Raw genomic sequence first — 25,984 nt, 5'->3', positions numbered from 1 at the left:
ACCGACTATTGATTGTGTTGATAAAAAACTCGTTTAACATTCTCCGCACAGAAAATATAGAGTCCCACGATTAAGGCTAAAACTAATAGGAACTCTAACGGTAAGGGTTCAAATCCTAAAATACCAGCAATGGGTGTATAGGGAAAAATGAGCGTAATGATCACAATGATGATCGTGGCGAAAAATAACGGGCGACTAGGGCGACTTTTCAAAATAGATTGATGGGTGCGAATGACTAAAACAATCATAGAGGCAGAAATAACCGATTCCATAAACCAACCTGTTCTAAATTGAGCTTGATCGGCATGCAATAAAAACAATAAAGCAGCAAAAGTAAGATAGTCAAAAACAGAACTGAGTAGCCCAAATACCAACATAAAATTGCGAATAAAACGAATATCCCAACGCCGAGGTTTACTCACCTGTTCTCGATCAACGCGATCGCTGGCAATGGTCATTTCAGGAAAATCGGTTAATAAATTGGTCAATAAAATTTGCTTAGGCAGTAAAGGTAAAAACGGTAAAAATAAGGAAATTCCTGCCATACTAAACATATTACCGAAATTGGCACTGGTAGCCATAAAAACATATTTGAGCGTATTGGCAAAGGTCGTTCGTCCTGATTTAAGGCCGCCGAGCAATACATTTAAGTCCTTTTGCATCAAAACAATATCCGCCGCTTCCTTGGCCTCATCTACCGCCGTATCAACGGAAATACCCACATCGGCAGCGTAGAGGGCGGAAGCATCGTTAATACCATCTCCCAAATAGCCCACCACATTGCCCGATCGTTTGAGAGCGACAATAATCCGTTCTTTTTGATTCGGTTCTACTTCGGCAAAAACATTAACCTGATCAACTTGATGTAACAGCGCACCTGCACTCATTTTTTGAAGATCTGAACCTGTTAATACCTTAGTTTGTTCTAAGCCAACTTGTTGGGCAATACTGGTGGCAACGGCGTGACTGTCCCCTGTGATCATTTTGAGGGTAACGCCCAAACGGGCTAGATCGGCGATCGTACCTTTAATGTCGGATTTGGGAGGATCATAAAGAGCAAGATACCCTAAAAAAGTGAGATTCGTTTCATCTTTGGGATCAAGTTTATCGGTGGTTAATTGACGATAGGCAACCCCTAAAATCCGAAAACCTTGACTCCCTAAATCTTCCGCTCGTTGTTGAATTTGTGACCGCATTGGTGCAAGTTCAATGGTTTTTCCTTCCTCTTGTTCGACATCGGTGCAAATATCCAGAATATTAATCAATGATCCTTTAGTGACTAATAGTTTTTCATCTCCTTTTGCTAAGAGAATACTGAGACATTTACGGTTAAAATCGTAGGGAATTTCCCCCAGTTTTTGATAGGCTGAAATGTCAAAGCTTTTATGACTGCGAATGGCTTCATCAATGGGATTAATATAACCTGATTCCATCGCCGCGTTTAAGTAAGCATAGAATAAAACGCGATCGCTTTCTTGACCATTGACATCTAGGGCGGATTTTATATTGACCTGTCCATCGGTTAAGGTTCCAGTCTTATCAGAACACAAGACATTCATGCTACCAAAATTTTCAATCGCAGGTAAATGTTTGACAACCACCTGTTTTTTGGCCATTTGTTTAGCCCCATGGGCCAGATTAATGCTGACAATCACGGGTAATAATTGGGGTGTTAATCCCACTGCCAAGGCCAAAGAAAACATGAATGAGTCTAAAACAGGACGCTGTAAATAGACATTGGCCGCAAAAATTAAGGCGACGAGGGTTAAAGTTATTTCTAATAAAAAATAACCAAATTTACGAATTCCCGTTTCAAATTCGGTTTCAGGAGGTCTTAGTTTTAATCGTTCGGAAATCTTGCCAAATTCGGTCATTTTGCCTGTGTGGACAACTACCGCCGTTGCACTGCCACTGACCACATGGGTTCCGATCAAAAGACTATTGGTTCGTTGACTTAAGCCTGTTTCAGTTGGTAAAACACCCACATTTTTAGCAACGGGATAGGTTTCGCCCGTCAAAGTCGCTTCATCTATGGACAAGGTTTGCGATTCTAAAATCAAACAGTCCCCAGGAATATTATCTCCTGCTGAAACTTGCACTATATCGCCTGGCACGACTTCATCCAGGGGAATATCTTTAAGCTTGCCATCCCGTAAAATCCGTGCTTTGACTTCCACCATTGCCAGTAATTTGGCGATCGCATCTGCGGCTCCCCGTTCTTGCCAAAAACCCAATAATCCACTAAATAAAACAATCGCTAAAATAATCAGAGAATTAATGATATCGCCTAGAAAACTAGAAAGAATGGCGGCTCCCATTAAAATCAAAATAATTGGGCTTTTAAATTGATTTAATAAGAGAGAGAAGGTATGGGATTTGCGTTTTTGCTTAAGACTATTGGCTCCATATTGTATCAATCGTTTTTGAGATTCTGACGTTGTTAAACCTTGAGGGCTACTGTGAAGTTGCTCTAACAATTTTTCAGTCGGTAAATTCCAAAAACTAGGGATAATTTTGTTCATAAATTTAGTCCATTTGCTCCCGAAATTTTCTGATGTGAATAGCGATCGCTCTTTTCTACAGACTCTCCGAAATATCACCGTAATATATGACTGTTTGATTTCGTGGGTGAATTGATTAAATACGATACAAAATTTAAGGAAAAATTTTTGCTCTAATTATGGCGATCGCTCAAAAATTAAGACTCACAGGAATAGCGATCGCCTTTTCTAGCACTTCCAAATACACAAATTTCTATTCTCTCATTCTGAATTTTAATCATCATCTTGATCCCTATCCGATTTGTCTAATAGCCCTAATCTCAATAGCTTTTTGGCAAGGGCATATACGTCCTGTTTACTGCCATCCTTCCGAATTCCCAAAGCAACAATCATCACAGTGGCATGAGCTTACTCGATCGCGTAAATGATGCGATAATTTTTTGACAAATAAGGTGATCGCAACTTAAAGAATTAGAATGCAATCGCTTTTTAAGTTCTAAAAATAGAGAGCGATCGTGAAAAAGCGTTAAAATTTAGCTGCAAATTTCTAACAGATAATTTTTGCGGAACCGTCGAGGAAAACCCAAAAATCAAGAACCATTAGTTCAAACAACAGAAAAAAGTCCCGATCTTATTCAAGACTCAGACTTTGGTAAATAGTAGATAGCCGGAAGTTGGCGGTATTTTTGATCCAGATCGAGTCCATATCCCAAAACGAAATGATTAGGAATGGAGAAACCACAATAGTCAATTTGAACTTCCTGCTGACGACAACTGGGCTTATTGAGTAGTGTACAGAGTTTGAGAGAAGCCGGTTGATGGGTTTGTAAACGGTCAAGGACAGTAGCGATCGATAGTCCTGTGTCAATAATATCTTCCACTAACAAAATATGCTGATGGTGAATCAGGGCGGGAGAAATATCTTGTAGAACCGTGACCTTACCGGAACTAACTGTACTGGAACCATAACTGGAAAGCTGTAAAAACTCGATTCGCTCTAGGGGAGTGGCGATCGCTCTCACTAAATCCGCTAAAAAAATAAACGAGCCTTTCAAAATGCCAATAATTGTCAGGGTTTGTCCTTGATAATCTTGATCAATCTGTTGAGCCAATTGTTTAACTTTTTGGGCGATTTCCGCTTGGGAAATGAGACGTGTGAGATTTTCGGCCATTTTAATACCTATTTTTGATGAGTATCCCCGTTATTATCTAATAGCAATGCTTTAATATCAAAGATTTCTTGCTGTAAAATTTTCGTTGATTACATCTGACACGAGCTCAAAGCCCTATCGTACCGTTTCACAGGATAATCTATCAACGAATTATTTACAGGTAGAAATATTTTTCAAAATTGCAACCTGCTGAATGTGGGTTGCAAACATTTTAAGACTGGGTTATACCACTTTATGCTTGTTATCAAGAAAAGTGAGGCAGGCGATCGCGTTACGCGTTAGGGAAAAGACCTCGTAAAATAGGCAATAACGTTTTCCCCGCTTTTCAGTGAGATTCCATGCTCAATAAAAACACCATTTTCTTTGCCCTTCTTATTTTTCTACCGATTTCCCTCTCGGCCCACTATCTACATTGGGGAGAAACCCTCGTCTTTATCACCGCCTGTATTGCCATTATTCCCCTGGCCGCGTTTATGGGAACTGCCACCGAAGAAATTGCGATCGTGGTTGGCCCTAATTTAGGGGGATTAATGAATGCCACCTTCGGTAATGCCACTGAGTTAATTCTGGCCTTTGTCGCTCTTAAAGAAGGCTTGATCGATGTGGTTAAGGCGACCATTACGGGGTCAATTATTGGTAATTTGTTACTGGTCATGGGTTTCGCCATGTTTTTAGGCGGATTGCGCTACAAAGAACAGGAATTTCGTCCTGCGGCGGCTCGGATGAATGCTTCGGTCATGAACCTAGCTGTGATCGCCCTCCTTTTACCCACTGCCGTCGAATATACCTCAACCGGTTTAGGAGAAGCCAGTATTCAAAAACTCTCTGTGGCTGTGGCGGCTGTACTAATCATGGTCTATGGCCTATCTCTATTTTTTGCCATGAAAACCCATGCCTATCTCTACGATGTGGGGGTAGCCGATTTAGAGACAGAAACATTAGAAATACCGACCGAACACTATAAACCTAATTTAGTCCTTTGGAGCCTTGTCTTATTGGTCGTGACTTTGGGGGTGGCGGTAGAGTCGGAACTGTTGGTGGACTCGTTGGAAGTAGCGACAGAAAGTTTAGGCTTAACGTCCTTGTTTACAGGGGTGATTTTGTTGCCCATTATTGGTAATGCGGCGGAACACGCAACAGCAGTCACAGTAGCGATGAAAAACAAGATGGATCTATCGGTTTCGGTGGTAATGGGTTCTAGCTTACAAATTGCCTTTTTTGTAGCTCCCGTTCTCGTGATTGCGGGTTGGTTAATGGGGCAACCGATGGATTTAAATTTTAATCCCTTTGAGTTAGTGGCAGTGGTCGTCGCTGTCCTTATTGTCAACTCGATTAGCAGTGATGGTCGCTCCAATTGGTTAGAGGGAATTTTACTGTTAGCCTCCTATGTCATTTTAGGATTAGCTTTCTTTTTTCATCCCGTTTTAACCAGTTAGAAAATCAAAGGGTTCTGAGAGATTTTTCGGTCTTGGCATCAAATAAATGAATCTTGTCGATCGCAATTCCCAACCAAAGACGATCTCCTAAACGCAGCCGATGTTCTGGGGCAACACGAACTTGCAGGGAAAGAGCCGGATTGGCCACTAGGTGAACCAACAGATAAGTATCATTCCCCAATGCTTCTACCAAATCCACTTCAACGACAAGATGCTCTGGGGCTGCCTCCTCAAGGGTAAAATCCTCGGCCCTGATTCCCAATAACAGCGATCGCCCTGGGTAAAGACGGACTAGAGAATGCCAAGACTCTGGCAAGGTGAGAGAAAACTGGGGATGGGTTAATAATTGGGCGGATTCCACTGCCATTTCCAGAAAATTCATGGGAGGAGAGCCGATAAATTCGGCCACAAAGCGGTTAGCCGGACGGTTATACAATTCCAGGGGAGGAGCTAACTGTTGAATTTCACCTTGATACATCACCGCAATGCGATCGCCCATCGTCATGGCTTCGGTTTGATCGTGGGTAACATAGATAGTGGTAATGCCTAACTGTCGCTGAATTTTAACGATCTGGCTACGGGTTTCGGCCCGCAATTTAGCATCAAGGTTGGATAACGGTTCATCCATGAGAAAAACCTGGGGATTACGGGCGATCGCTCTTCCCAGGGCGACCCGTTGCTTTTGGCCACCTGACAGTTGTTTCGGTAAACGGTCTAGGAGTCCCTCAATTTGTAACCGTTCTGCGACTTCTCTTACCTGTCGTTCAATGGCAGTATCCTGGGATGAACGATAACGTAAACCCTTCGGCAGTTTGCGAGTCATTCCGCTTAAACTATGCTCTAACCAGGGGGGCAGGGTTGACGAAGATGACCGATCCTGAAAACTATTCATCCGCCTCAAACCGAAGGCAATATTGTCATAGACCGAGAGATGGGGATAGAGGGCATAGCTTTGAAAAACCATGGCGATATCCCTGGCCTTGGGAGGAATCTGATTCACCAGGCGATCGCCAACCCAAATATTGCCGCCCGTGGCCTCTTCCAATCCGGCCAAAAGCCGTAACAAAGTACTTTTACCACAACCCGATGGCCCCACTAAAACCATAAATTCGCCATCGGCAATGCTGAGATTAATGGAGCGCAGCACACTCACCGCATTTGACGTAGAACCTGGGGAATGACTAGCGACCGTCGAATCATGGGGATGCGTCGTTTTCTTCCCCGCCTGACTCGGAAAACTTTTATAAAGATTTTCTAGAACAACCTTAGCCACACTGAGAGAAAGAGTTTGTGATAAATTGTTTCAAAATAGTATCACCTTATCTTGCAGAATGGAGAATAGGGAGCTCGAATCCCTGACCTCTGCGGTGCGATCGCAGCACTCTACCAACTGAGCTAATTCCCCTTATCGGATCGGTATCATATCACAATAATGTTGCTCTTTGTCATCTGTTTTAACCTGTTATTGGCGATCGGGAATAGTTATCTGGCCGTTCGTCTTTGGCGATGGCGAGGAGATCTCAAACGTTTGACCAAAAACTTAATTCGTCTAGAACGATGTACTAATCGCATCTTTACTCCGGCTCCGGCAAATTTGCACCAAGCCCAGGTCGGAACCCGTCAACTGAGAATTCGCTATCAGCGTCTGACAAGACAATTACAATTTTTACAAACGCTACTACAAATAGTACAGTTTCTCTGGTGGATTGGACAACAACAAGAAACGCTGCTCAAGTCAAAGAATTAATCGATAATTTTGGTTCCATTTATCGAACTCCCCCAAATCCGTGGTCGTCCTCTCCCCTTCAGCGTCGGCACGGAACAAAAGGGGGCATAGGCGACGGTGGAGCAACGCACTCGTGTGATTAGATGCAAGGCGTTCTGGCGAAAAACTTTTAGCACTGGTTCGCAAGCAAAATAAGCATCCAAAATTACATAGCTCCCCGCCTCCGCGTAAGTAACGCAAAGGTCAGCCATTTTTGTCACCAGGCTCGTCTTCACCTTTTTTTTGCCTTTTACCTCCGCCGTCTGGGTTGGTTTGGACTTGATGCCATCGTCTAGCCGTAAAACTAAGGGCAATGCAAAGCAGACTTTCCCTACTCCCACCAAAATAGTCAAGGCATTGAAGTAATGACCCCTTATCCACTCTGGCTTGGACACATCTTCCGATTCTTGGTGTAGTCGTTTTACACCTGGCATCTTGCGTCCTTCTTTTCCCACTTTGATGCCATCCCCTACATACACCCGTTTTCCCCTTAATTCTGTATAGACTTTCATGCTGACTTAGCCACTTTGACCATTAGAACGTTAGTCCTTCGACCCTAAACGCCTTGGAATCAAACCAATGTAGAGCCTGATTGTAATAGCTCTCCGTTAAGCCAAGGGCATTGACATAGCTGGTGATTGCGCTGGGTTGGCTGTTGAGCACCACTCCCCAGACTAACAGAATAAACCATTGGAACGTTGCTTCTCGGCTAAAGACTGGACGGAGATTATCGAGGATTTGCTCTAGTCGCTGACATAGTTGCATAATTGATAGATAGCACTGGCTATCGATTTTCTTATATCAGCCAGTTTCGGACATAACGGCACTCTTTGGTATCGGATGTCCGATTTTCTTTTCTCCACTTACCCGCATCGAGAACTTCCCACTGTCCAGTTCTTGAGATATTTGTAAAGAATGAGAAAAATATAAAAAATTAGTTAAATAATTATAGTCTATCGTTTAGTCATTTCTCCCCCTCTAATAGGACAAAATCAGGTCGCGCTAAATGCAGAACAAATTCATTATTTATGGTGGGTTTTAAGATTAGAAGATACTGATCGCGCATTAGGCCCCATTAAACAGTCATAATAATAGTGAAAATCTTCTTCTATTAAAGACAAATTTTCATCAAACGCATCGCCGTTGTTTCTGGCGCGATCGCCACCGTTTGCATGGTCAAGCGTTGGGCAGGCTTAGATTGAAGTGGGCGTTGAGTCAGGGCAACCATTGGTAAAACCTCCAAAACTTTGGTTTCTTGGGGAGTGAGTCTTCCTATCTCCTATAGTTGCCTGATAAACCTGAATTTGTAAAATACCAATTTCTAAAGTCATTGATTAGTTACATCTATCTTTCTCTATCCATACAGGGCTTTTAATAGAGTTTTATCTATGCATAAATTTGACCAAGTCCTTGTTGGTGCATCCAATCTAATAATCGTTTTTTTAGGATTACGAAGGATTAAGGGCTTCAATTCCTCTTTTTTAAAGCGTTCTGAATAGCGTCGGTTTCATGATCAATCTGCGATCGCTTTAACCAATTTTACTCTTCCTCTTGTTAACCTAATTGGATAGAGCGGCGATCGCTGCAATTCATTAAATCTAGCTCCCAGCCCCAACAAAACAAGTTAGAATTTAGGATGCTCAACCCTTTGTCTCTCCCTATAGATCCGTGACAGAAGCCAAAAGTTACAAAAATACGGTTAACCTGCCTCAAACTCAGTTCGATATGCGGGCCAATGCGACGAAACGAGAACCCGAAATCCAGCAATTTTGGCAGGATGAACAGATTTATGAAACCCTAGCCAACGAAAATCCGAAAGAGCTATTTGTACTCCACGATGGCCCGCCCTACGCCAATGGTTCGCTGCATATTGGTCATGCTTTAAATAAGATTCTCAAAGATATTATTAATAGATATAAACTTTTGCAGGGTCATAAGGTTCGTTATGTGCCTGGTTGGGATTGTCACGGTTTGCCCATCGAATTAAAAGTTTTACAAAGTTTAAAACCAGAAGAGCGTCAAGCCTTAACGCCCTTAACTTTGCGTCAAAAAGCGAAAGAATTTGCCCTTAAAGCTCAACAAGAGCAGGCAGTTGGATTTCAACGTTATGGCGTTTGGGGAGACTGGAAAAATCCCTATTTAACCTTAACTCCTGAGTATGAAGCCGCCCAGATCGGGGTCTTTGGTAAAATGGCTCTCAATGGCTATATTTATCGCGGTTTGAAACCAGTGCATTGGAGTCCTAGTTCTCGGACAGCCTTGGCTGAAGCGGAATTGGAATATCCCGAAGGTCACACTTCTCGCAGTGTTTATGTCTCTTTTCCCATTACCCAAGCGGGGGAAAAAGTTAAGGATTTATTAACACCCTATTTACCCAATTTAGGGGTTGCTATTTGGACAACAACGCCCTGGACTTTACCTGGTAATTTAGCGGTTGCTTTAAACCCTGATTTAACCTATGCGATCGCCGAAAATAATCAACCAATTTGTCAACAAAAATATCTAATTGTCGCCCTAGATTTAGTGGAACGATTATCAACTCTTTGGGAATGTAATCTAACTGTTAAAACGACCATTAAAGGTGCGGATTTAGAGCATACCCAATACCGTCATCCTCTCTACGATCGCCAAAGTCCCATTGTGATTGGTGGTGATTATGTGACTACTGAATCAGGTACAGGGCTAGTTCACACCGCACCAGGTCACGGTCAAGAGGATTATATTGTCGGGCAACGTTATCATTTACCAATTTTGTCTCCTGTGGATGATGCGGGCAATTTAACCGCAGAGGCTGGACAATTTGCGGGTTTAAATGTCTTGAAAGATGCCAACGAAGCCATTATCAATGAGTTACAAAAATTAGGGGCATTGCTGAAAGAAGAAGCCTATCAACACAAATATCCCTACGATTGGCGCACTAAAAAACCGACGATTTTTCGCGCTACGGAACAGTGGTTTGCTTCGGTAGAAGGATTTCGTGAAGCTGCTTTAGCTGCCATTAAATCGGTGACTTGGATTCCCGCCCAGGGAGAAAATCGCATTACCCCTATGGTCAGCGATCGCAGTGATTGGTGTATTTCGCGGCAACGGTCTTGGGGCGTTCCCATTCCAGTCTTTTATGACTTAGAAACGAATGAGCCTTTGCTAACAGAAGAAACCGTCAATCATGTGCAACAAATTTTTGCCGAAAAGGGTTCTGATGCCTGGTGGGAATTATCCATAGAAGAGTTATTACCCCCTAGTTATCGCAATAATGGGCGCGAATATCGTAAGGGTGAAGACACGATGGATGTTTGGTTTGATTCGGGTTCTTCCTGGGCGGCGGTGGCTCAAACTCGACCTGAATTAAAATACCCTGTGGATATGTATTTGGAAGGTTCGGATCAACATCGCGGTTGGTTCCAATCCAGTCTTTTAACCAGTGCGGCGGTTAATGGTATTGCTCCCTATAAAACGGTGTTAACTCACGGTTTTGTGTTGGATGAAAAGGGTTTTAAAATGAGTAAATCCCTGGGCAATGTGGTTGATCCCAATCAGATTATTAATGGCGGTAAAAATCAAAAACAGCAACCTGCCTACGGAGCCGATATTTTGCGGTTATGGGTAGCTTCGGTTGATTATTCTAATGATGTCAATATTGGGCCAACGATTATTGGACAATTGGCGGATGCTCGCAATAAAATTCGCAATACGGCCCGCTTTTTGTTGGGTAATTTACACGCTTTTAATCCCGAAACTGATGCTGTTGCCTATGAGGATTTGCCTGAATTAGACCGCTATATGTTACATCGCATTACGGAAGTTTTTACGGAAGTAACGGAAGCCTACGAAAGTTTCCAGTTCTTTAAATTCTTCCAAACGGTGCAGAATTTCTGTGTGGTAGATTTATCTAATTTTTATCTGGATATTGCCAAGGATCGGCTTTATATTTCCGACCCTAATGCGCCCCGTCGTCGTAGTTGCCAAACGATTTTACAGATTGCTTTAGAAAATTTAGCCAAGGCGATCGCCCCTGTCTTACCCCATTTAGCTGAAGATATTTGGCAATTTTTACCCTACGAAAAACCCTATAAATCGGTATTTCAAGCGGGTTGGTTAAAGGCTCACCAGGAATGGTTAAAACCAGAATTAGCTCAAAGTTGGGAACAGTTACGCGGTCTTCGCAATGAAGTTAATAAAGTCATGGAAGCGGCCCGCATCGGCAAGGCGATCGGTTCTTCTCTGGAGGCCAAAGTGTTACTTTATGTGGCGAATCCAGAGTTAAAAACTCTATTGCTTAACTACAATTCCACCGAGTTATTGTCAGGTCAAGGTGTGGATCAATTGCGTTATTTACTCTTAGCTTCTCAAGTGGAGTTAGTGGATTTAGTGGCGATTCAAGCTACTGATTTTAACAGTGAAACTGATAATTTAGCCATTGCCATTGTTAAGGCTGATGGTCATAAGTGCGATCGCTGTTGGAATTATTCTGATACTGTTGGCACATTGAAAGATGATCCCACTATCTGCGATCGCTGTGAAGCGTCTTTAAAGGGAGAATTTTAATTAATTTTAGGGAGATAGGGTAAGCAACTATTTCCCTAGTTTTTGCTTTGTTGAATGTTGCTGATCGTTGAAAAATGAGATAAAAATAATGCAAAATAGCTTGATTGATTGCAAAATAAAGATTAATGACTTTTGAGTTTACCGATTTAATCCGTTGGTGAGGGGAAGTAGTTTCTATGGCTAATCAAGAACAATTAGCAAGGCTTGAATGGGGTGTTAAGAAATGGAACGAATGGAGGAGAAAAAAGAACCCTGGAATTGAAATAAACTTCACTCAAGCCAACCTCAGGGGAGCCAACCTCAGGGGAGCCAACCTCATTGAAGCCATCCTCATTGAAGCCAACCTCAGTAGAGCCATCCTCAGTGGAGCCGATCTTAGTGGAGCCGATCTTAGTGAAGCCATCCTCAGGGGAGCCATCCTCAGGGGAGCCATCCTCAGGGGAGTCGATCTTAGTAAAGCCGACCTCAGGGGAACCAACCTCAGTGGAGCCGACCTTCGTGGAGTCAACCTCCATCAAGCCAACTTCAGTGGAGCCAACCTCAGTGGAGCCGACCTTCGTGGAGTCAACCTCCGTCAAGCCAACTTCAGTGGAGCCAACCTCAGTGGAGCCAACCTCATTGAAGCCAACCTCATTGAAGCCAACCTCAGTAGAGCCATCCTCAGTGGAGCTGATCTTAGTGGAGCCGATCTTAGTAAAGCCATCCTCAGGGGAGCCATCCTCAGGGGAGCCATCCTCAGGGGAGCCAACCTCAGGGGAGCCAACCTCAGGGGAGCCAACCTCATTGAAGCCAACCTCATTGAAGCCAACCTCAGTGGAGCCGATCTTAGTGAAGCCAACCTCATTGAAGCCAACCTCAGTGAAGCCGACCTCAGTGGAGCCGATCTTAGTGCAGCCAACCTCAGTGGAGCGAAACTCATTGGAGCGAAACTCATTGGAGCCGACCTCAGTGGAGCCGACCTCAGTGGAGCCAACCTCCGTTCAGCCAGCCTCCGTCAAGCCAACTTCAGTGGAGCCAACCTTAGTGGAGCCGACCTTCGTGGAGGAGGCTACCTCAGTGGAGCCAACTTCATCGGTGGAGCCAACTTTAGTGGAGCCAACCTCATCGGAGTCAACCTCAGTGGAGCCAACTTCAGTGGAGTCAACTTCAGTGGAGTCAACTTCAGCGGAGTCAACTTCAGTGAAGCCAACTTCAGTAGAGCCGACCTCAGTGGAGCCAACTTCAGTGAAGCCAACTTCAGTAGAGCCGACCTCAGTGGAGCCAACACTTTGAACACTAACTTTACCCGTGCTAACCTAACGGGGGCTTGTATCCAGGATTGGCATATTAATACTGGCACTATTTTTGAAGCGGTGATTTGTGATTACATTTATTACGAATTGGGTGAAAGAAAAACTTATCAAGAGCGTCGTCCCCGTGATCCGAATAAAATCTTTAATGCTGGTGATTTTCAGCGATTAATTGAAATCGTAAGGGAAACCGTTGACCTAATTTTTAGTGATGGCATTGACTGGAAAGCCTTTCTTGAATCCTTTCATGGTTTACAAATCGAATCTGAAAACATTGAACTGTCCATCGCAGGCATCCTCAAAAAACGAGATGGGACTTTTGTTATTCAAATTGACGCGCCCCAGGATACGGATAAAGCAGAGCTAGAAAATCGTTTTTATCAAGTTTATGAACAAAAAATAGCCTTAATTGAACAAAACTATCAAGCCCAACTAGCCAATAAAGAGCAGGAAATAACCAACAATCGAGAAGTTCTCCAACTTTATCGAGAAAAAAGCACCGATATGTCAGAAATTGCTAAACTATTAGCAAATAGACCTATAACCATTGAGGCAAAAGCAGTGTCCTACGGCGAAATTAAACAAGCAGGAACCTTTGGAGTGGGAGTTAATCAAGGCGAAATTCAAGGTAACGCTAAAGTTGCGGGTATTCTTAACGAAGCCGAACAGCAAAATCTAACCGAAATCATTACCGAAGTCCAAGCCATTATTACGCCCCTTGCCCAAACCTATCCCAACGATAAAACCATGCAGGGGATTAAGACCATTGAAATTATTAAAAACGATCCCAACTTAAAGCAAAAACTGATTAATGCGGCTCAAAAAGGTGGCCTCGAATTTTTGAAAAAATCCTTTGATAATCCTGTCGGAGCCTTGATTGGCGGTGCAATTGAAGGTTGGATGGGAAAATGAACCATTTTTCTTTTGGCACATTTAAAGATGATCCCACTATCTGCGATCCCTGGGGCGCGGCTTTAAAAGGGGAATTCTAGCTAAAATGGGGAGATAAACCACGTCCATTTTGGGAACTGTAGTTTTTTTAGATACATTCCAGAAGTCCCCCTTTTTAAGGGGGATTTAGGGGGATCGCCTTGGGACATTAAAAAACTACAGGTTTCGAGTTAGACGGGGTTTAGAAATAAGAGTTATTTCCCTGACTTTCTAAAAAAGGAGAAAAAATGATCAGTTTATCTAAACAAGAATTAGCTCTTCAAAAGCAGATAGATAAAACCTATCAGGAAACCTACGAATATGAGGATTTTATTCAATCACCTCCAAATGATCTTATCGCATTTAATGAATTACGCACCTGTGCAGAAATTTGTGAGCTATTTTCTCAACAAACGCTAGAGGCTAATTCCCTATTTCAACGCAAATTAAATTGGAAGGAAGCAGAAAAAACCCGTTTTATTGATAGTTTGATGAAACAAATTCCTATTCCTAATCTGTGTTGGAGTTGGGACTCTAAAACAGGCCAACGTTTTATCGTTGACGGTTTCCAAAGAATTACCACAATTGTTCAATTTCTGTCACAACCAGACTGGCAATTATCAGATTTACCTGATGTTGATTTTCGTATTCGAGGTAAGAGCGTTCAAGAGATTCAATATCAAACTCCCCATTTATATCAACAAGTAGAAAACTTATCATTACCCATTACAGCTATTTATTTTGACTCGACTCAAGAAAGTCATCTGGATTATTTATACACCATTTTTCATCGCTTAAATACAGGAGGCACTAAATTAAATAATCAGGAAATTAGAAATTGTCTCTATCAAGGTAATCTTAACCAATTATTAAAAGATTGTAGCAAGCTAAAAACCTGGCAACAAATTTCTCCCTTTCGAGTACGACAAAAACAACATCTTAAGGATGAAGAATTTATTTTACGTTTTTTTGCTTTTTTTGATGACTACGAACAGTATTCTGGAACATTAACACAATTCCTTAATCGGTATATGTATAAGAATAAAAATCTTGAGTCGTCAATTCTTGAGCAAAAAATTAATATTTTTAAAGAGACAATAACCTTAATTGATAGTAATTATTTGCCCGAAAAATTATTTTTCTATGGACAAAATATAAGTGCATTAATTCTGGAAGGAATACTTATTGGTATTGCCAAAAATTTGTCTTTTTTAAAGTCTCAAACACAAGAGGAGTTTAAAGTGCGTTTGCTTAAACTGATTGATTCGGAACCCTATTCCCCTCAGCAGTTAGCCAATGGTTTACTACAGACGAGTCAACTTAAGAATCGCTTAACTATTGCTATTCATATTTTTGGAACTTAAATGACTAATAGCGAAGATATTAAGAATAGCTTAGAAGACTTGAAAGGTTTATATGAATCCGTTTTGACCAGTGAACTTCCAAGTGATTTACAAACAAGACGATTGCAATTTTATTCTAAATTAGCAATTTTAGAGTTGTGTGCCTGGATCGAAGAAGCTCAAGATGAAATCATTTTAGATTATATTCAATTAAATTTGCTGGAGGGATCCAATATAGAAAGTGTTAGAAATATGGTTAGACGAAATCCTAGCTTTGATTATGAGAAATTTAGAGCATTTTTGATTCATATAATTGGTATTATTTCAGTGGAAAGACTAGAAGCAAAATTAAAACAACAACAAGATATTTTACAGAGAATAAAATCAGAGTTAGGTGCTCTTCAAAAGAAAAGAAATGATCTTGCCCATACCCACCTTAAAGAAATAACACCCAGCTATGATGCTCCTTCTGTAACTTATAACAATTTTCTCAAAATTTATGATTTGTTACAAAAAATTGAATCAGACCTTAATACTTTGTAGTTTTTGGTATATTATAAAGATGGGCGACTCTGGCATCGTTGGCATATTTAAAGATGATCCCACTATCTGCGATCGCTATCTAGTAAATACAGAAAAGTGCGTAGGAAAAACTGATATTTCGATATACTGAATGAATTAATTGGGCTAAATTGACCGATGACACTTGCAACCGACCGTTCGATTCAACAGAAGCCGCTCAACTTCAACGAATTTCTAGCCTGTTATGATGGCGACAATCGTTATGAACTGATTGACGGAGAGGTATTTGATTTGGAACCAACGGGTTCACATGAGGAAGTTGCGGCTTTTATCACTACAAAAGTTTGCGTCCAGATTGACCAAATGGGTTTGCCTTGGTTTGTCCTTCAGCGAGGACTATTACGCCCTGCTAACGCTGGTATGACTGCATTTCGCCCCGATGTGGCAGTGATTGATCGTCGTGAGCTTATTAAAGAGCCGCTCTGGGGTAGTCAGTCTCTCCTAACATTAGGCAGTTCGATTAAATTTGTGGCGGAAGTTGTTAGTAGCAATTGGCAAAATGATTATGCGCGTAAAGTTGAAGATTATGCAGTTTTAGGTATTCCTGAATATTGGATTGCGGACTATGCAGGATTGGGCGGTATTCGACACATTGGCAAGTCAAAACTACCCACTCTTTCTATTTGTACGCTGGTAAATGGGGAATATGATATTCAGCAAGTGCGCGGTAATCAAAGCATTGTTTCGACCACATTTCCCCGACTGAAATTAACAGCCGAACAAGTTTTAGGTACTGCTGGCTAAATTTATCTATCTTCGGCGATCGCGCTTAGAATTATTCTGACACCATTGGCACATTTAAAGATGATCCCACTACCTGCGATCGCTACTCAAAATTAAATTTGGTATAATTTAACAATCTTTAGAGAATCAAATTCAATGAATGCTCTTAAATACAGAACCACCATTAAAAATGGTCAACTAGATTTACCTAATCTTGACTTACCTGAAGGAACGGTAATCGAGGCTATTTTGTTAATGGTCGAATCAAATGAAAGCGACGAAACCGATTATTTGCTCTCGACGGAAGCGAATCGTCAGCATTTAAAAGAAGCGATCGAGTCACTCAAAAATCCGCAAAACTATATCTATGTAAACTCTGCTGATCAAAGATAAAATTTTTTGAATCTTTTTTATTGCCATGCCTATTATTGCTCCTATCTCCCATATTTCTCAACTTTATGAAACTGACCCGACTCTGTGGTTAGAGAAAACGATTGAGTGTTTAAAGAGCGATCGCCTAGATCAACTAGATATTGAAAATCTGATTGAGGAGTTAGAAGACTTGGGTAAACGAGATAGAAATAAAGCAGTAAGTCTTTTAGAACAGATCATTAGACATCTTTTATTGTTACAATATTGGTCAGCAGAGTATGATAATAATGCGTCTCATTGGGAGGCGACGATAGACAGTTTTCGGACTCAGTTAAGACGACATTTGACCACAACTTTGTATCAATATCTAGAACAAGACTTGAGTATTATCTATCAAGATGCTCAACGATACACTAGAAAAAAAACTCGCTTACAAAACTTACCAACGCATTGTCCCTACAGCTTAGAAAACTTGCTAGATTCTAGCTGGTTGCCCTAAAATAGCTTTATGATTGATCACTTTATTCAGTAATGCTATGGCTCCTCAAAAACAATGGATTTACTCCCCCAGTAAAGCAGCAAAACCCAAAGTTCCCGAATCTCAGAAAGCTCTCATTACCCAAAAAATGACGGAATTGATTGAACAGGAATTCAAGCCTCGTTATATCAAAGAACCGCCTACTGATCATGACTTTAATTATTTAGTAGATATTTTCGGTAAATGGTATCGCTGCTGGTTTTATATTTGTGGAACCTATAATTGTCCTAGCCCTAGAGCAATGGTTCCTTCCTTTGAGGCAAAGTTTACTCGTTTGGAATATGTTACGCCCACCAGTTTTAATTTGGCTTATTTTCGCCATACGGGGCAATGGTGGGAAGTTTCTACTAATTTAACATTAGAACAAGCTTTGTCTGAAATTAAAACTAATCTGATTTTTCATCCTCATTAATAGAAATAATTAGGGCTTGCTGAAAAAAGCTGAAACCTTTACGGAGAAAAATAGTAGGCGAATTAAGAACCGCTAGAATGCACGAAAATAGGGTAGAATGCCTCAAAACCATTGCATTAAGAAGAGAGAAAGCAGATGTACCGAAAGCAACAGTACTCAATTGAAACACCAGAAAACTTGAAAAATCTGTTCGGCGGGCAGTTAGACGAAGAAAATCGTTGGATAGAAATGTCAAAAATGATTCTTTGGGAAGAATATGAGGAAGAATATGCAAAAAACTTCACAGAAAAAAAAGGAGCCCCAGCCAAATCATTTAGAATGGCATTAGGAGCATTAATTATCAAAGAAATTTCAGGAAAAAGTGACAGAGAAACAGTAGAACAAATAAAAGAGAACCCTTATTTACAGTACTTTATAGGAATGGAAAGCTATAGTAGCAAAGAAGCATTTAATGCGTCAATGATGGTTCATTTTCGTAAAAAAATAGGAATGGAATTAATAAATAAAATTAATAAAGAAATAGAAAAAAAAGCGACGGGTGTAGCGTCAGAAAAAAAAGAAAATGAAGGAAAGTTATTGTTAGATGCGACTTGTACACCAGCAGATATAAAATATCCAACGGATATAGGAATATTGAATGATGCCAGAGAAAAAACAGAAAAAATAATAGATAAGCTGTATGAAGAAATAAAAGAGAAAAGGAAAGAAAAGCCGAGGACTTATAGGGAAGTGGCAAGAAAAGAGTACTTAGCCATAGCAAAAAAACGTCGTGTGTCAAAAAAAGAAAGAAGAAAAGGAACAAAAAAACAACTAGGATATATAAAAAGAAACTTGTCTGATATAGAAAAAATGATAGAAGAGGGAGCAAAGTTAGAAAAACTAACGAAAAAAGAGCAAGAAGAGCTTGTAACGATAGGAAAAGTGTATGAGCAACAGTTAGAAATGTATGAAAAAAAGACAAATAAAGTAGAAAACAGAATTGTGAGTGTAAGCCAACCTCACGTGCGTCCAATAGTGCGTGGAAAAGCGGGAAAAGCAGTAGAGTTTGGAGCTAAAATATCGGCAAGTAATGTGAATGGCTTTGTCTTCTTAGACAAATTAAGTTGGGATAATTACAACGAATCGGGAGATTTACAAGCGCGAATAGAAGAATATAAAAGGGAAACAGGATGTTATCCGGAATCGGTTCATGTGGATAAAATCTATCGAACAAAAGCGAATCGAGCTTATTGTAAAGAAAGGGATATAAGAATGAGTGGTCCCCGATTGGGAAGACCGCCGAAAGAGGTGAGCAAAGAAAAAAAGAAAGAGGCACGCTCAGATGAAAGAGTGCGTAATGCCATTGAGGGTAAATTCGGACAGGGAAAGAGGAAATTTAGTCTTGGTCGAGTGATGGCCAAACTACCTGAGACCTCGGAAACGGTAATTGCGATGAACTTTTTGGTAATGAATCTTTCTACTCTACTTCAGAAGACAAAAAGTAAAAAGTTGTAGAGTCGTTTTTCTTGTGAAAAATGGTGTTAATTTTCCTCTCTTTTGTGAGGAGTGATTTGTGTTGACCTTTTTAGACAGAAAGGAACAATAGATTAAACAAAATCTGTATTTTGATTTGTTTCCATAAGGATAAGTTATCTATGCTTTTTCAGTCCATACTTCCCTAACCCACATTTCTTTCGTTTTTTGACTTTTTCAGCAAGCCCTAATTACTGGTTATTGTTTACTCATAGCGATCGCATTTAGACTTTACGGTAAATATGAACAATCAGCGATCGCTGTGAAGTGGCCCTGAAAGGTGGATTATAACTAAAAAGGGGAGATAGCGATAAGAGCCACTTTAATTTACACTTTTTTATTCTTATTCGCAGTCAATACGCACGCGTAATATCCGAACAGATGAGCCATCTTGCCTCTTGCGCAACCTGCGGAATGTAGGATTATGCCCCAGACTTCCTAACAAGTCTTTCCCTTTCCTCCACCCGAAGAAACCGTCCACAGGTTATCATAGAGGATTGAGTGTATTGACCCTAACGAGACTATGGCTGAAACTTACCTTTTGGATAAATTGCAATCCGTTGAACAAACCTACCAGGAATTAACGCGCCTGTTAGCCGATCCGGATGTGACGACCAATCCCGAAGAATTGCAACGGGTTGCCAAAGCACGTTCATCCCTGGAAGAGACGGTTAATACCTACGATGAATGGAGAAAGGCTCAGGACGATTTAATTGGGGCTAAACAGATTCTCAAAGAATCCAGTAGCGATCCTGAAATGCGTGAAATTGCCGGGATGGAGGTGGAGGAACTAGAAAATCAGATTCAAGCCTTGGAAAAGCAATTAACGCTTTTGCTGCTTCCCCGTGATCCGAATGATGACCGCAACATTATGTTAGAAATTCGGGCCGGAACGGGAGGTGATGAAGCCAGTATTTGGGCAGGGGACTTGGTGAGAATGTACTCTCGCTATGCTGAAACCCAGGGCTGGAAGGTCTTTTTGTTAAGTGAATCTCTGGCCGATATGGGCGGTTTTAAGGAAGCAATCCTAGAAATTAAGGGCGATCGCGTTTATAGCAAACTTAAATTTGAAGCCGGGGTGCATCGGGTACAACGGGTGCCAGTGACAGAAGCAGGGGGCCGAGTTCATACTTCCACGGCCACGGTCGCCATTATGCCGGAGGTGGATGAGGTGGAAATTCATATTGATCCCAAAGATATTGAACTGACCACAGCGCGATCGGGAGGAGCCGGCGGACAAAATGTTAACAAGGTAGAAACGGCGGTAGATTTAATGCACAAACCGACGGGAATTCGGATTTTTTGTACAGAAGAACGTTCCCAACTGCAAAACCGTGAGCGGGCAATGCAAATTCTACGGGCCAAACTTTACGACATTAAACTGCAAGAACAACAGGCCGCCGTTAGTTCCATGCGTCGTTCCCAGGTGGGGACGGGAGCCCGTTCCGAGAAAATTCGTACCTATAATTACAAGGATAATCGCGTTACTGATCACCGTTTAGGCCGTAACTTTGTTTTATCAACGGCTTTGGAAGGCGCGATCGAGGACATGATTCAATCCTGTATTTCCCAAGATCAACAGGAACAGTTAGCCGAACTAGCCAACGCCACCAATTAATAGGACTGTTCCCCTGACCAGAACTATTCTCTGCTGATTGGTTCTAATAATCCCCCCATCCCCCCCCTACTGTGTACACACAAGTCGAGTGTAAACTAGAAAAAGGGAAAAACCACTAAAAAGAGGACTGAAAAATGACCAACCCGATACTCATTCACGCTGAACAGGCAAAAGGAAAAGCATTTGGAGACCCACGCTTAGTAAAAAGGGGGCGGAATTGTATGAGGCAATGTTACGGAAGCAATCGGTAAACATCCGTCAAATGAGCAAAAACCGTGCCGAGCAAGTAGGTTACTACCGCTTTTTGGAGAATGACAAGGTGACAGTATCAGAGCTAATACAAAGCTTATCGGAGCATTGTGAGCAGCAAGTAGAAGGCTTACACGTATTAGCAGTAAATGATACGAGTGAAATTAACTTGGAGGCACACAGAGGACGACTGAAGGCAGAAGGGCAGGGAGTAGTGGGAAATAACCGAGACATAGGCTTTTTTCTGCATCCGACGCTAGTACTAAATGGCGAAAATGGCTTTCCCTTGGGAATAAGTTCGGTGCAATTGTGGAATCGTGAAGAATCGCGCCCCAGTAAGGAGGAAAGAAACTACCAGAAACTACCAATAGAGGAAAAGGAATCCAACAAATGGCTAGTATCAGCAGCCAAGAGCCAGAACTATTTAAATGCGGGGGGAGCGAAGATGGTGACGCACATAGGAGACCGTGAAAGTGACCTGTATGAGGCATGGGCAAGGATAGGAGATGGAAGAAGAGAGCATCTATTAGTAAGGTCGAGTCAAGATCGTCGTTTGTTAGGTCAAGAGAAATCGCTGTATAAGTATCTAGAAGGGCAACCCTGTGAGGGAACCTATACAGTGCAATTACTAGCGGAACCTCGTAGAGGGCAAACGGCGAGGGAAGCGTTATTGGCGGTTCGTGTGGCGCGGGTAGAAATTCAACGCCCTGACAATTTAAATAGTCAAGACTATGCCCCTAGCATTTTCCTTTATGCAGTGGAAGCCAAGGAAGTGAATCCACCATCTGGGCAGGAACCGATTCACTGGCGACTGTTAACCACCCATGAAGTTGTCTGCTTGGAACAAGCCCTCAAAATAATTCAGTGGTATTGTTGGCGTTGGCAGATTGAACAGTTATTCGCCACTCTCAAACTGGCGGGCTTGAATTTGGAGGCGACTCAACTTGAGTCGATAGAAGCGATTCAGCGTTTAACCATTCTGGCTTTATCTGTCGCTGTGCGCGTTCTGCAAATGGTGGAAGGGCGAGATAATCCAGCCATCCCTGCTTCTGTTGCTTTTTCTGATGAACAGCAGCAATGCTTACTACAAATGTCTTACTCTCTACAGGGACGCACTTCCAAGCAGCAAAATCCTTTCCCTTGCTTCTCTTTGCCTTGGGCGACTTGGCTCATCGCTCGTCTGGGAGGTTGGTCTGGCTATCCATCCGTGTCAACTTAAAGGAATGGGTTCCCAAATTTGTTGATTGAGAGCGGCCTTTTCTCGATGTCGCTTTCTCTCAGCTTTGACCAAACCAAATAACTTAGCACGTTCAGCCAGATAGGTTACTGTATCAGGCTTTTCTCCTCTAGCAATAGCCTTCGCTAAATAGGGCTTGCTGAAAAAAGCTGAAACCTTTACGGAGAAAAATAGTAGGCGAATTAAGAACCGCTAGAATGCACGAAAATAGGGTAGAATGCCTCAAAACCATTGCATTAAGAAGAGAGAAAGCAGATGTACCGAAAGCAACAGTACTCAATTGAAACACCAGAAAACTTGAAAAATCTGTTCGGCGGGCAGTTAGACGAAGAAAATCGTTGGATAGAAATGTCAAAAATGATTCCCTGGGAAGAATATGAGGAAGAATATGCAAAAAACTTCACAGAAAAAAAAGGAGCCCCAGCCAAATCATTTAGAATGGCATTAGGAGCATTAATTATCAAAGAAATTTCAGGAAAAAGTGACAGAGAAACAGTAGAACAAATAAAAGAGAACCCTCATTTACAGTACTTTATAGGAATGGAAAGCTATAGTAGCAAAGAAGCATTTAATGCGTCAATGATGGTTCATTTTCGTAAAAAAATAGGAATGGAATTAATAAATAAATAAAATTAATAAAGAAATAGAAAAAAAAGCGACGGGTGTAGCGTCAGAAAAAAAAGAAAATGAAGGAAAGTTATTGTTAGATGCGACTTGTACACCAGCAGATATAAAATATCCAACGGATATAGGAATATTGAATGATGCCAGAGAAAAAACAGAAAAAATAATAGATAAGCTGTATGAAGAAATAAAAGAGAAAAGGAAAGAAAAGCCGAGGACTTATAGGGAAGTGGCAAGAAAAGAGTACTTAGCCATAGCAAAAAAACGTCGTGTGTCAAAAAAAGAAAGAAGAAAAGGAACAAAAAAACAACTAGGATATATAAAAAGAAACTTGTCTGATATAGAAAAAATGATAGAAGAGGGAGCAAAGTTAGAAAAACTAACGAAAAAAGAGCAAGAAGAGCTTGTAACGATAGGAAAAGTGTATGAGCAACAGTTAGAAATGTATGAAAAAAAGACAAATAAAGTAGAAAACAGAATTGTGAGTGTAAGCCAACCTCACGTGCGTCCAATAGTGCGTGGAAAAGCGGGAAAAGCAGTAGAGTTTGGAGCTAAAATATCGGCAAGTAATGTGAATGGCTTTGTCTTCTTAGACAAATTAAGTTGGGATAATTACAACGAATCGGGAGATTTACAAGCGCGAATAGAAGAATATAAAAGGGAAACAGGATGTTATCCGGAATCGGTTCATGTGGATAAAATCTATCGAACAAAAGCGAATCGAGCTTATTGTAAAGAAAGGGATATAAGAATGAGTGGTCCCCGATTGGGAAGACCGCCGAAAGAGGTGAGCAAAGAAAAAAAGAAAGAGGCACGCTCAGATGAAAGAGTGCGTAATGCCATTGAGGGTAAATTCGGACAGGGAAAGAGGAAATTTAGTCTTGGTCGAGTGATGGCCAAACTACCTGAGACCTCGGAAACGGTAATTGCGATGAACTTTTTGGTAATGAATCTTTCTACTCTACTTCAGAAGACAAAAAGTAAAAAGTTGTAGAGTCGTTTTTCTTGTGAAAAATGGTGTTAATTTTCCTCTCTTTTGTGAGGAGTGATTTGTGTTGACCTTTTTAGACAGAAAGGAACAATAGATTAAACAAAATCTGTATTTTGATTTGTTTCCATAAGGATAAGTTATCTATGCTTTTTCAGTCCATACTTCCCTAACCCACATTTCTTTCGTTTTTTGACTTTTTCAGCAAGCCCTATTTAGCTTCAAATAGGGCTTGCTGAAAAAGTCCACAAAACGAACCTAGATGCCACAGGGTGCGAAAAATGGTGACTTCAGAGCTCAGTTTCCAGTTTTACCTCACATTTTTCCAGCAAAGTGCATGGATTTTGAGCCTCCAAATGCCATAGCCTTGCATCTGATCGTTTGTAAAATGCCTGAAAGTATTGTCTAGCAAGGATTTCATCCTTATTCAGCAAGCCCCAAATAGGAGGATTGGCAAAATATTGACACCAACAATTATGAATTAGCGAAATTACTTAATCTTTTAGAGTTTAAGTTGACTGGACAGTGGGAAGTTTATGGATGGCAGAGAAGGTAATGACTATGCGGCCAAAGTAAGTCTATCAGGACTTGGAAAAGGGTCAAGTTTAGCGGCAAGGAATTTAGGCAAAAGCAGACTAGGTGGACTTTGAGGAAAAATCATTGGGGCTTGATGTTGGATGGCTAGTTGAGCAATGCGTTCACTAGGATAGCCATGGGAGGGTAGAGTCCGAAACCAGCGAGGGAAATTAGCCCAAATCCCCTGGGGTAACTCTAAGGAAAGAATTTGAAGTAAGCCGAGAACAATGACATGAAGATTAACAAAACGCTCAAAGGCTTCTACTTTGTTTAAAATCTGAGTCTGAACAGTTTGGGGATAGTCAGGGAGGATAAGATTGCTAGGCCAGGTCGGTAAAGTAGGAAGAGCCTTAAGCCAAAAACGATAGGCAAAGCCGCCCAAAAGATGGATTAATTGACGAAAAGTGACTTCAATCTTAAATCGGAGACCGTAAGCGGCAATAATCTCAGGTCCAGTCAAACAGAGGTCAGTAGAAAGCAGAATCAGTCTTTGTCCGTTGGGCAATTGGGTGAGGACAAACTTAACGAGCTGATGGGGACTATCCCAGTGGAACTCAAAGCACTGATAAGAAACGGAGACTTGTTGACCATAGAGCCAGACTTTAGCGGTGGGAAAATCCTCCACAAGAGCAAACAGGCTTTCTAGTTTTATTGAACTCCCCCAAAGCCGTGGTCGTCCTTTCCCCCTCAAGGTCGGAACGGAAGAAAAGGGAGCATATGCCACTGTAGAGCAACGCACTCGGGTGATGAGATGCAAGGCATTTTGGCGAAAACTTTTGAGCACTGCTCCACAAGCGAAGTAAGCATCCAAAATCACATAGCTTCCCGCCTCTGCGTAGGTAGTGCAAAGCTCCCCCATTTTCGTGACTAGAGTAGTCTTCTCTTTTTTGCTGCCTTTTTTCCCTTCCTTTGCCGTTGCTTTGGACTTGATGCCATCGTCTAGCCGCAACACTAAGGGCAAGGCAAAGCAGGCTTTTCCTGCTCCCACCAAAACACTCAAGGCATTGAAGTAATGCCCCCTTATCCATTCTGGCTTCGCCACATTTCCGGATTCTTGGTGTAGTCGTTTTACCCCTGGGCGTGACCTTTAGTTGATGAAGGAAAAGAAAAGTGTTAACATGAGATGAAAAGTGACAAAGAGGAAACAATGATGACAGCAAAACTAAATAGGGCTTGCTGAAAAAAGCTGAAACCTTTACGGAGAAAAATAGTAGGCGAATTAAGAACCGCTAGAATGCACGAAAATAGGGTAGAATGCCTCAAAACCATTGCATTAAGAAGAGAGAAAGCAGATGTACCGAAAGCAACAGTACTCAATTGAAACACCAGAAAACTTGAAAAATCTGTTCGGCGGGCAGTTAGACGAAGAAAATCGTTGGATAGAAATGTCAAAAATGATTCCCTGGGAAGAATATGAGGAAGAATATGCAAAAAACTTCACAGAAAAAAAAGGAGCCCCAGCCAAATCATTTAGAATGGCATTAGGAGCATTAATTAGGGCTTGCTGAAAAAAGCTGAAACCTTTACGGAGAAAAATAGTAGGCGAATTAAGAACCGCTAGAATGCACGAAA

General features: G+C 41.5%; 17 protein-coding genes, 1 tRNA gene and 4 pseudogenes. 15 read left to right on the top strand and 7 right to left on the bottom strand.

All coding sequences use genetic code 11. The features are described from left to right. Nucleotides 1-5: 5 nt before the first annotated feature. Nucleotides 6-2,522: a magnesium-translocating P-type ATPase gene (gene mgtA / locus KA717_09470; protein ID UXE62898.1), complete on the bottom strand. Its 2,517-nt coding sequence runs from the start codon at nt 2,520-2,522 to the stop codon at nt 6-8. 614 nt (nt 2,523-3,136) lie between these two features. After that, on the bottom strand, nt 3,137-3,673 hold the full coding sequence (hpt, locus tag KA717_09465; GenBank protein UXE62897.1) for a hypoxanthine phosphoribosyltransferase: 537 nt from the start codon (nt 3,671-3,673) through the stop codon (nt 3,137-3,139). Nucleotides 3,674-4,011: 338 nt separating this feature from the next. Here hpt and cax point away from each other — a divergent pair, with 338 nt between their 5' ends. After that, nucleotides 4,012-5,109 (top strand): calcium/proton exchanger, encoded by a 1,098-nt coding sequence (gene cax, locus KA717_09460; protein ID UXE62896.1) that lies wholly within the window; start codon nt 4,012-4,014, stop codon nt 5,107-5,109. A 4-nt stretch (nt 5,110-5,113) separates the two neighbouring features. Here the strand turns inward: cax and KA717_09455 are convergent, their stop codons facing one another. Both KA717_09455 and KA717_09450 read right to left on the bottom strand, forming a co-directional pair. Further along, the gene (locus tag KA717_09455; GenBank protein ID UXE62895.1) at nt 5,114-6,382 is read right to left on the bottom strand and encodes an ABC transporter ATP-binding protein; all 1,269 of its coding nucleotides are present in this window, start codon (nt 6,380-6,382) and stop codon (nt 5,114-5,116) included. A gap of 59 nt (nt 6,383-6,441) precedes the next feature. Continuing rightward, nucleotides 6,442-6,514 (bottom strand) — tRNA-Ala (locus KA717_09450). Between the two features lie 27 nt (nt 6,515-6,541). On the opposite strand from KA717_09450, the gene KA717_09445 reads away from it, so the two are divergent. Further along, nucleotides 6,542-6,856: a hypothetical protein gene (locus tag KA717_09445; protein UXE62894.1), complete on the top strand. Its 315-nt coding sequence runs from the start codon at nt 6,542-6,544 to the stop codon at nt 6,854-6,856. Here KA717_09445 and KA717_09440 read toward each other — a convergent pair. Then, nucleotides 6,853-7,386, bottom strand: a complete 534-nt coding sequence (locus KA717_09440; GenBank protein ID UXE62893.1) for a transposase — start codon at nt 7,384-7,386, stop codon at nt 6,853-6,855. The genes KA717_09445 and KA717_09440 overlap by 4 nt on opposite strands. 22 nt (nt 7,387-7,408) lie before the next feature. Further along, nucleotides 7,409-7,639 carry a hypothetical protein gene (locus tag KA717_09435; protein UXE62892.1) on the bottom strand — a complete coding sequence of 77 codons (231 nt, stop codon included), beginning with the start codon at nt 7,637-7,639 and terminating at the stop codon, nt 7,409-7,411. A 903-nt stretch (nt 7,640-8,542) separates the two neighbouring features. On the opposite strand from KA717_09435, the gene ileS reads away from it, so the two are divergent. The 12 genes and pseudogenes from ileS (at nt 8,543) to KA717_09375 (ending at nt 23,821) form a co-directional block, all read left to right on the top strand. Beyond that, entirely contained in the window at nt 8,543-11,419 is a 2,877-nt protein-coding gene (gene ileS, locus KA717_09430) for an isoleucine--tRNA ligase (protein ID UXE62891.1), read from the top strand. Nucleotides 11,420-11,595: 176 nt separating this feature from the next. Next, complete coding sequence (locus KA717_09425) at nt 11,596-13,620, top strand: pentapeptide repeat-containing protein (protein UXE62890.1); 2,025 nt, start codon at nt 11,596-11,598, stop codon at nt 13,618-13,620. Nucleotides 13,621-13,886: 266 nt separating this feature from the next. Then, nucleotides 13,887-15,002: a DUF262 domain-containing protein gene (locus tag KA717_09420; protein UXE62889.1), complete on the top strand. Its 1,116-nt coding sequence runs from the start codon at nt 13,887-13,889 to the stop codon at nt 15,000-15,002. Then, the gene (locus KA717_09415; GenBank protein ID UXE62888.1) at nt 15,003-15,524 is read left to right on the top strand and encodes a hypothetical protein; all 522 of its coding nucleotides are present in this window, start codon (nt 15,003-15,005) and stop codon (nt 15,522-15,524) included. 156 nt (nt 15,525-15,680) lie between these two features. After that, nucleotides 15,681-16,307, top strand: coding sequence for a Uma2 family endonuclease (locus KA717_09410; protein ID UXE62887.1), 627 nt, complete (start codon nt 15,681-15,683; stop codon nt 16,305-16,307). Between the two features lie 135 nt (nt 16,308-16,442). Next, entirely contained in the window at nt 16,443-16,679 is a 237-nt protein-coding gene (locus KA717_09405) for a hypothetical protein (protein UXE62886.1), read from the top strand. Nucleotides 16,680-16,704: 25 nt separating this feature from the next. After that, nucleotides 16,705-17,157: a DUF29 domain-containing protein gene (locus tag KA717_09400; GenBank protein UXE62885.1), complete on the top strand. Its 453-nt coding sequence runs from the start codon at nt 16,705-16,707 to the stop codon at nt 17,155-17,157. Between the two features lie 13 nt (nt 17,158-17,170). Beyond that, on the top strand, nt 17,171-17,608 hold the full coding sequence (locus KA717_09395; protein UXE62884.1) for a hypothetical protein: 438 nt from the start codon (nt 17,171-17,173) through the stop codon (nt 17,606-17,608). Between the two features lie 135 nt (nt 17,609-17,743). After that, nucleotides 17,744-19,081, top strand: a pseudogene (locus KA717_09390) (IS5 family transposase). Between the two features lie 562 nt (nt 19,082-19,643). Next, nucleotides 19,644-20,738, top strand: a complete 1,095-nt coding sequence (gene prfA / locus KA717_09385; protein ID UXE62883.1) for a peptide chain release factor 1 — start codon at nt 19,644-19,646, stop codon at nt 20,736-20,738. 229 nt (nt 20,739-20,967) lie between these two features. Then, a pseudogene (locus KA717_09380) lies at nt 20,968-22,188 on the top strand (IS4 family transposase). Nucleotides 22,189-22,479: 291 nt separating this feature from the next. Continuing rightward, nucleotides 22,480-23,821 (top strand): annotated as a pseudogene (locus KA717_09375) (IS5 family transposase). A 574-nt stretch (nt 23,822-24,395) separates the two neighbouring features. On the opposite strand, the gene KA717_09370 reads toward KA717_09375, so the two are convergent. After that, complete coding sequence (locus KA717_09370) at nt 24,396-25,454, bottom strand: transposase (GenBank protein ID UXE62882.1); 1,059 nt, start codon at nt 25,452-25,454, stop codon at nt 24,396-24,398. Between the two features lie 250 nt (nt 25,455-25,704). Between KA717_09370 and KA717_09365 the strand changes: the two are divergent. After that, nucleotides 25,705-25,908, top strand: a pseudogene (locus tag KA717_09365) (IS5/IS1182 family transposase). Nucleotides 25,909-25,984 lie beyond the last annotated feature (76 nt).

It is taken from the genome of Woronichinia naegeliana WA131, from assembly GCA_025370055.1.
GTDB lineage: Bacteria > Cyanobacteriota > Cyanobacteriia > Cyanobacteriales > Microcystaceae > Woronichinia > Woronichinia naegeliana.
This window is presented reverse-complemented; position numbering and strand designations above follow the sequence as displayed.

Coding starts and splice junctions, on each gene's coding strand:
- mgtA (UXE62898.1), bottom strand. CDS start 2,522: ATGAACAAAATTATCCCTAGTTTTTGGAATTTACCGACTGAAAAATTG.
- hpt (UXE62897.1), bottom strand. CDS start 3,673: ATGGCCGAAAATCTCACACGTCTCATTTCCCAAGCGGAAATCGCCCAA.
- cax (UXE62896.1), top strand. CDS start 4,012: ATGCTCAATAAAAACACCATTTTCTTTGCCCTTCTTATTTTTCTACCG.
- KA717_09445 (UXE62894.1), top strand. CDS start 6,542: ATGTTGCTCTTTGTCATCTGTTTTAACCTGTTATTGGCGATCGGGAAT.
- KA717_09440 (UXE62893.1), bottom strand. CDS start 7,386: ATGAAAGTCTATACAGAATTAAGGGGAAAACGGGTGTATGTAGGGGAT.
- KA717_09435 (UXE62892.1), bottom strand. CDS start 7,639: ATGCAACTATGTCAGCGACTAGAGCAAATCCTCGATAATCTCCGTCCA.
- KA717_09425 (UXE62890.1), top strand. CDS start 11,596: ATGGCTAATCAAGAACAATTAGCAAGGCTTGAATGGGGTGTTAAGAAA.
- KA717_09420 (UXE62889.1), top strand. CDS start 13,887: ATGATCAGTTTATCTAAACAAGAATTAGCTCTTCAAAAGCAGATAGAT.
- KA717_09415 (UXE62888.1), top strand. CDS start 15,003: ATGACTAATAGCGAAGATATTAAGAATAGCTTAGAAGACTTGAAAGGT.
- KA717_09410 (UXE62887.1), top strand. CDS start 15,681: ATGACACTTGCAACCGACCGTTCGATTCAACAGAAGCCGCTCAACTTC.
- KA717_09405 (UXE62886.1), top strand. CDS start 16,443: ATGAATGCTCTTAAATACAGAACCACCATTAAAAATGGTCAACTAGAT.
- KA717_09400 (UXE62885.1), top strand. CDS start 16,705: ATGCCTATTATTGCTCCTATCTCCCATATTTCTCAACTTTATGAAACT.
- prfA (UXE62883.1), top strand. CDS start 19,644: ATGGCTGAAACTTACCTTTTGGATAAATTGCAATCCGTTGAACAAACC.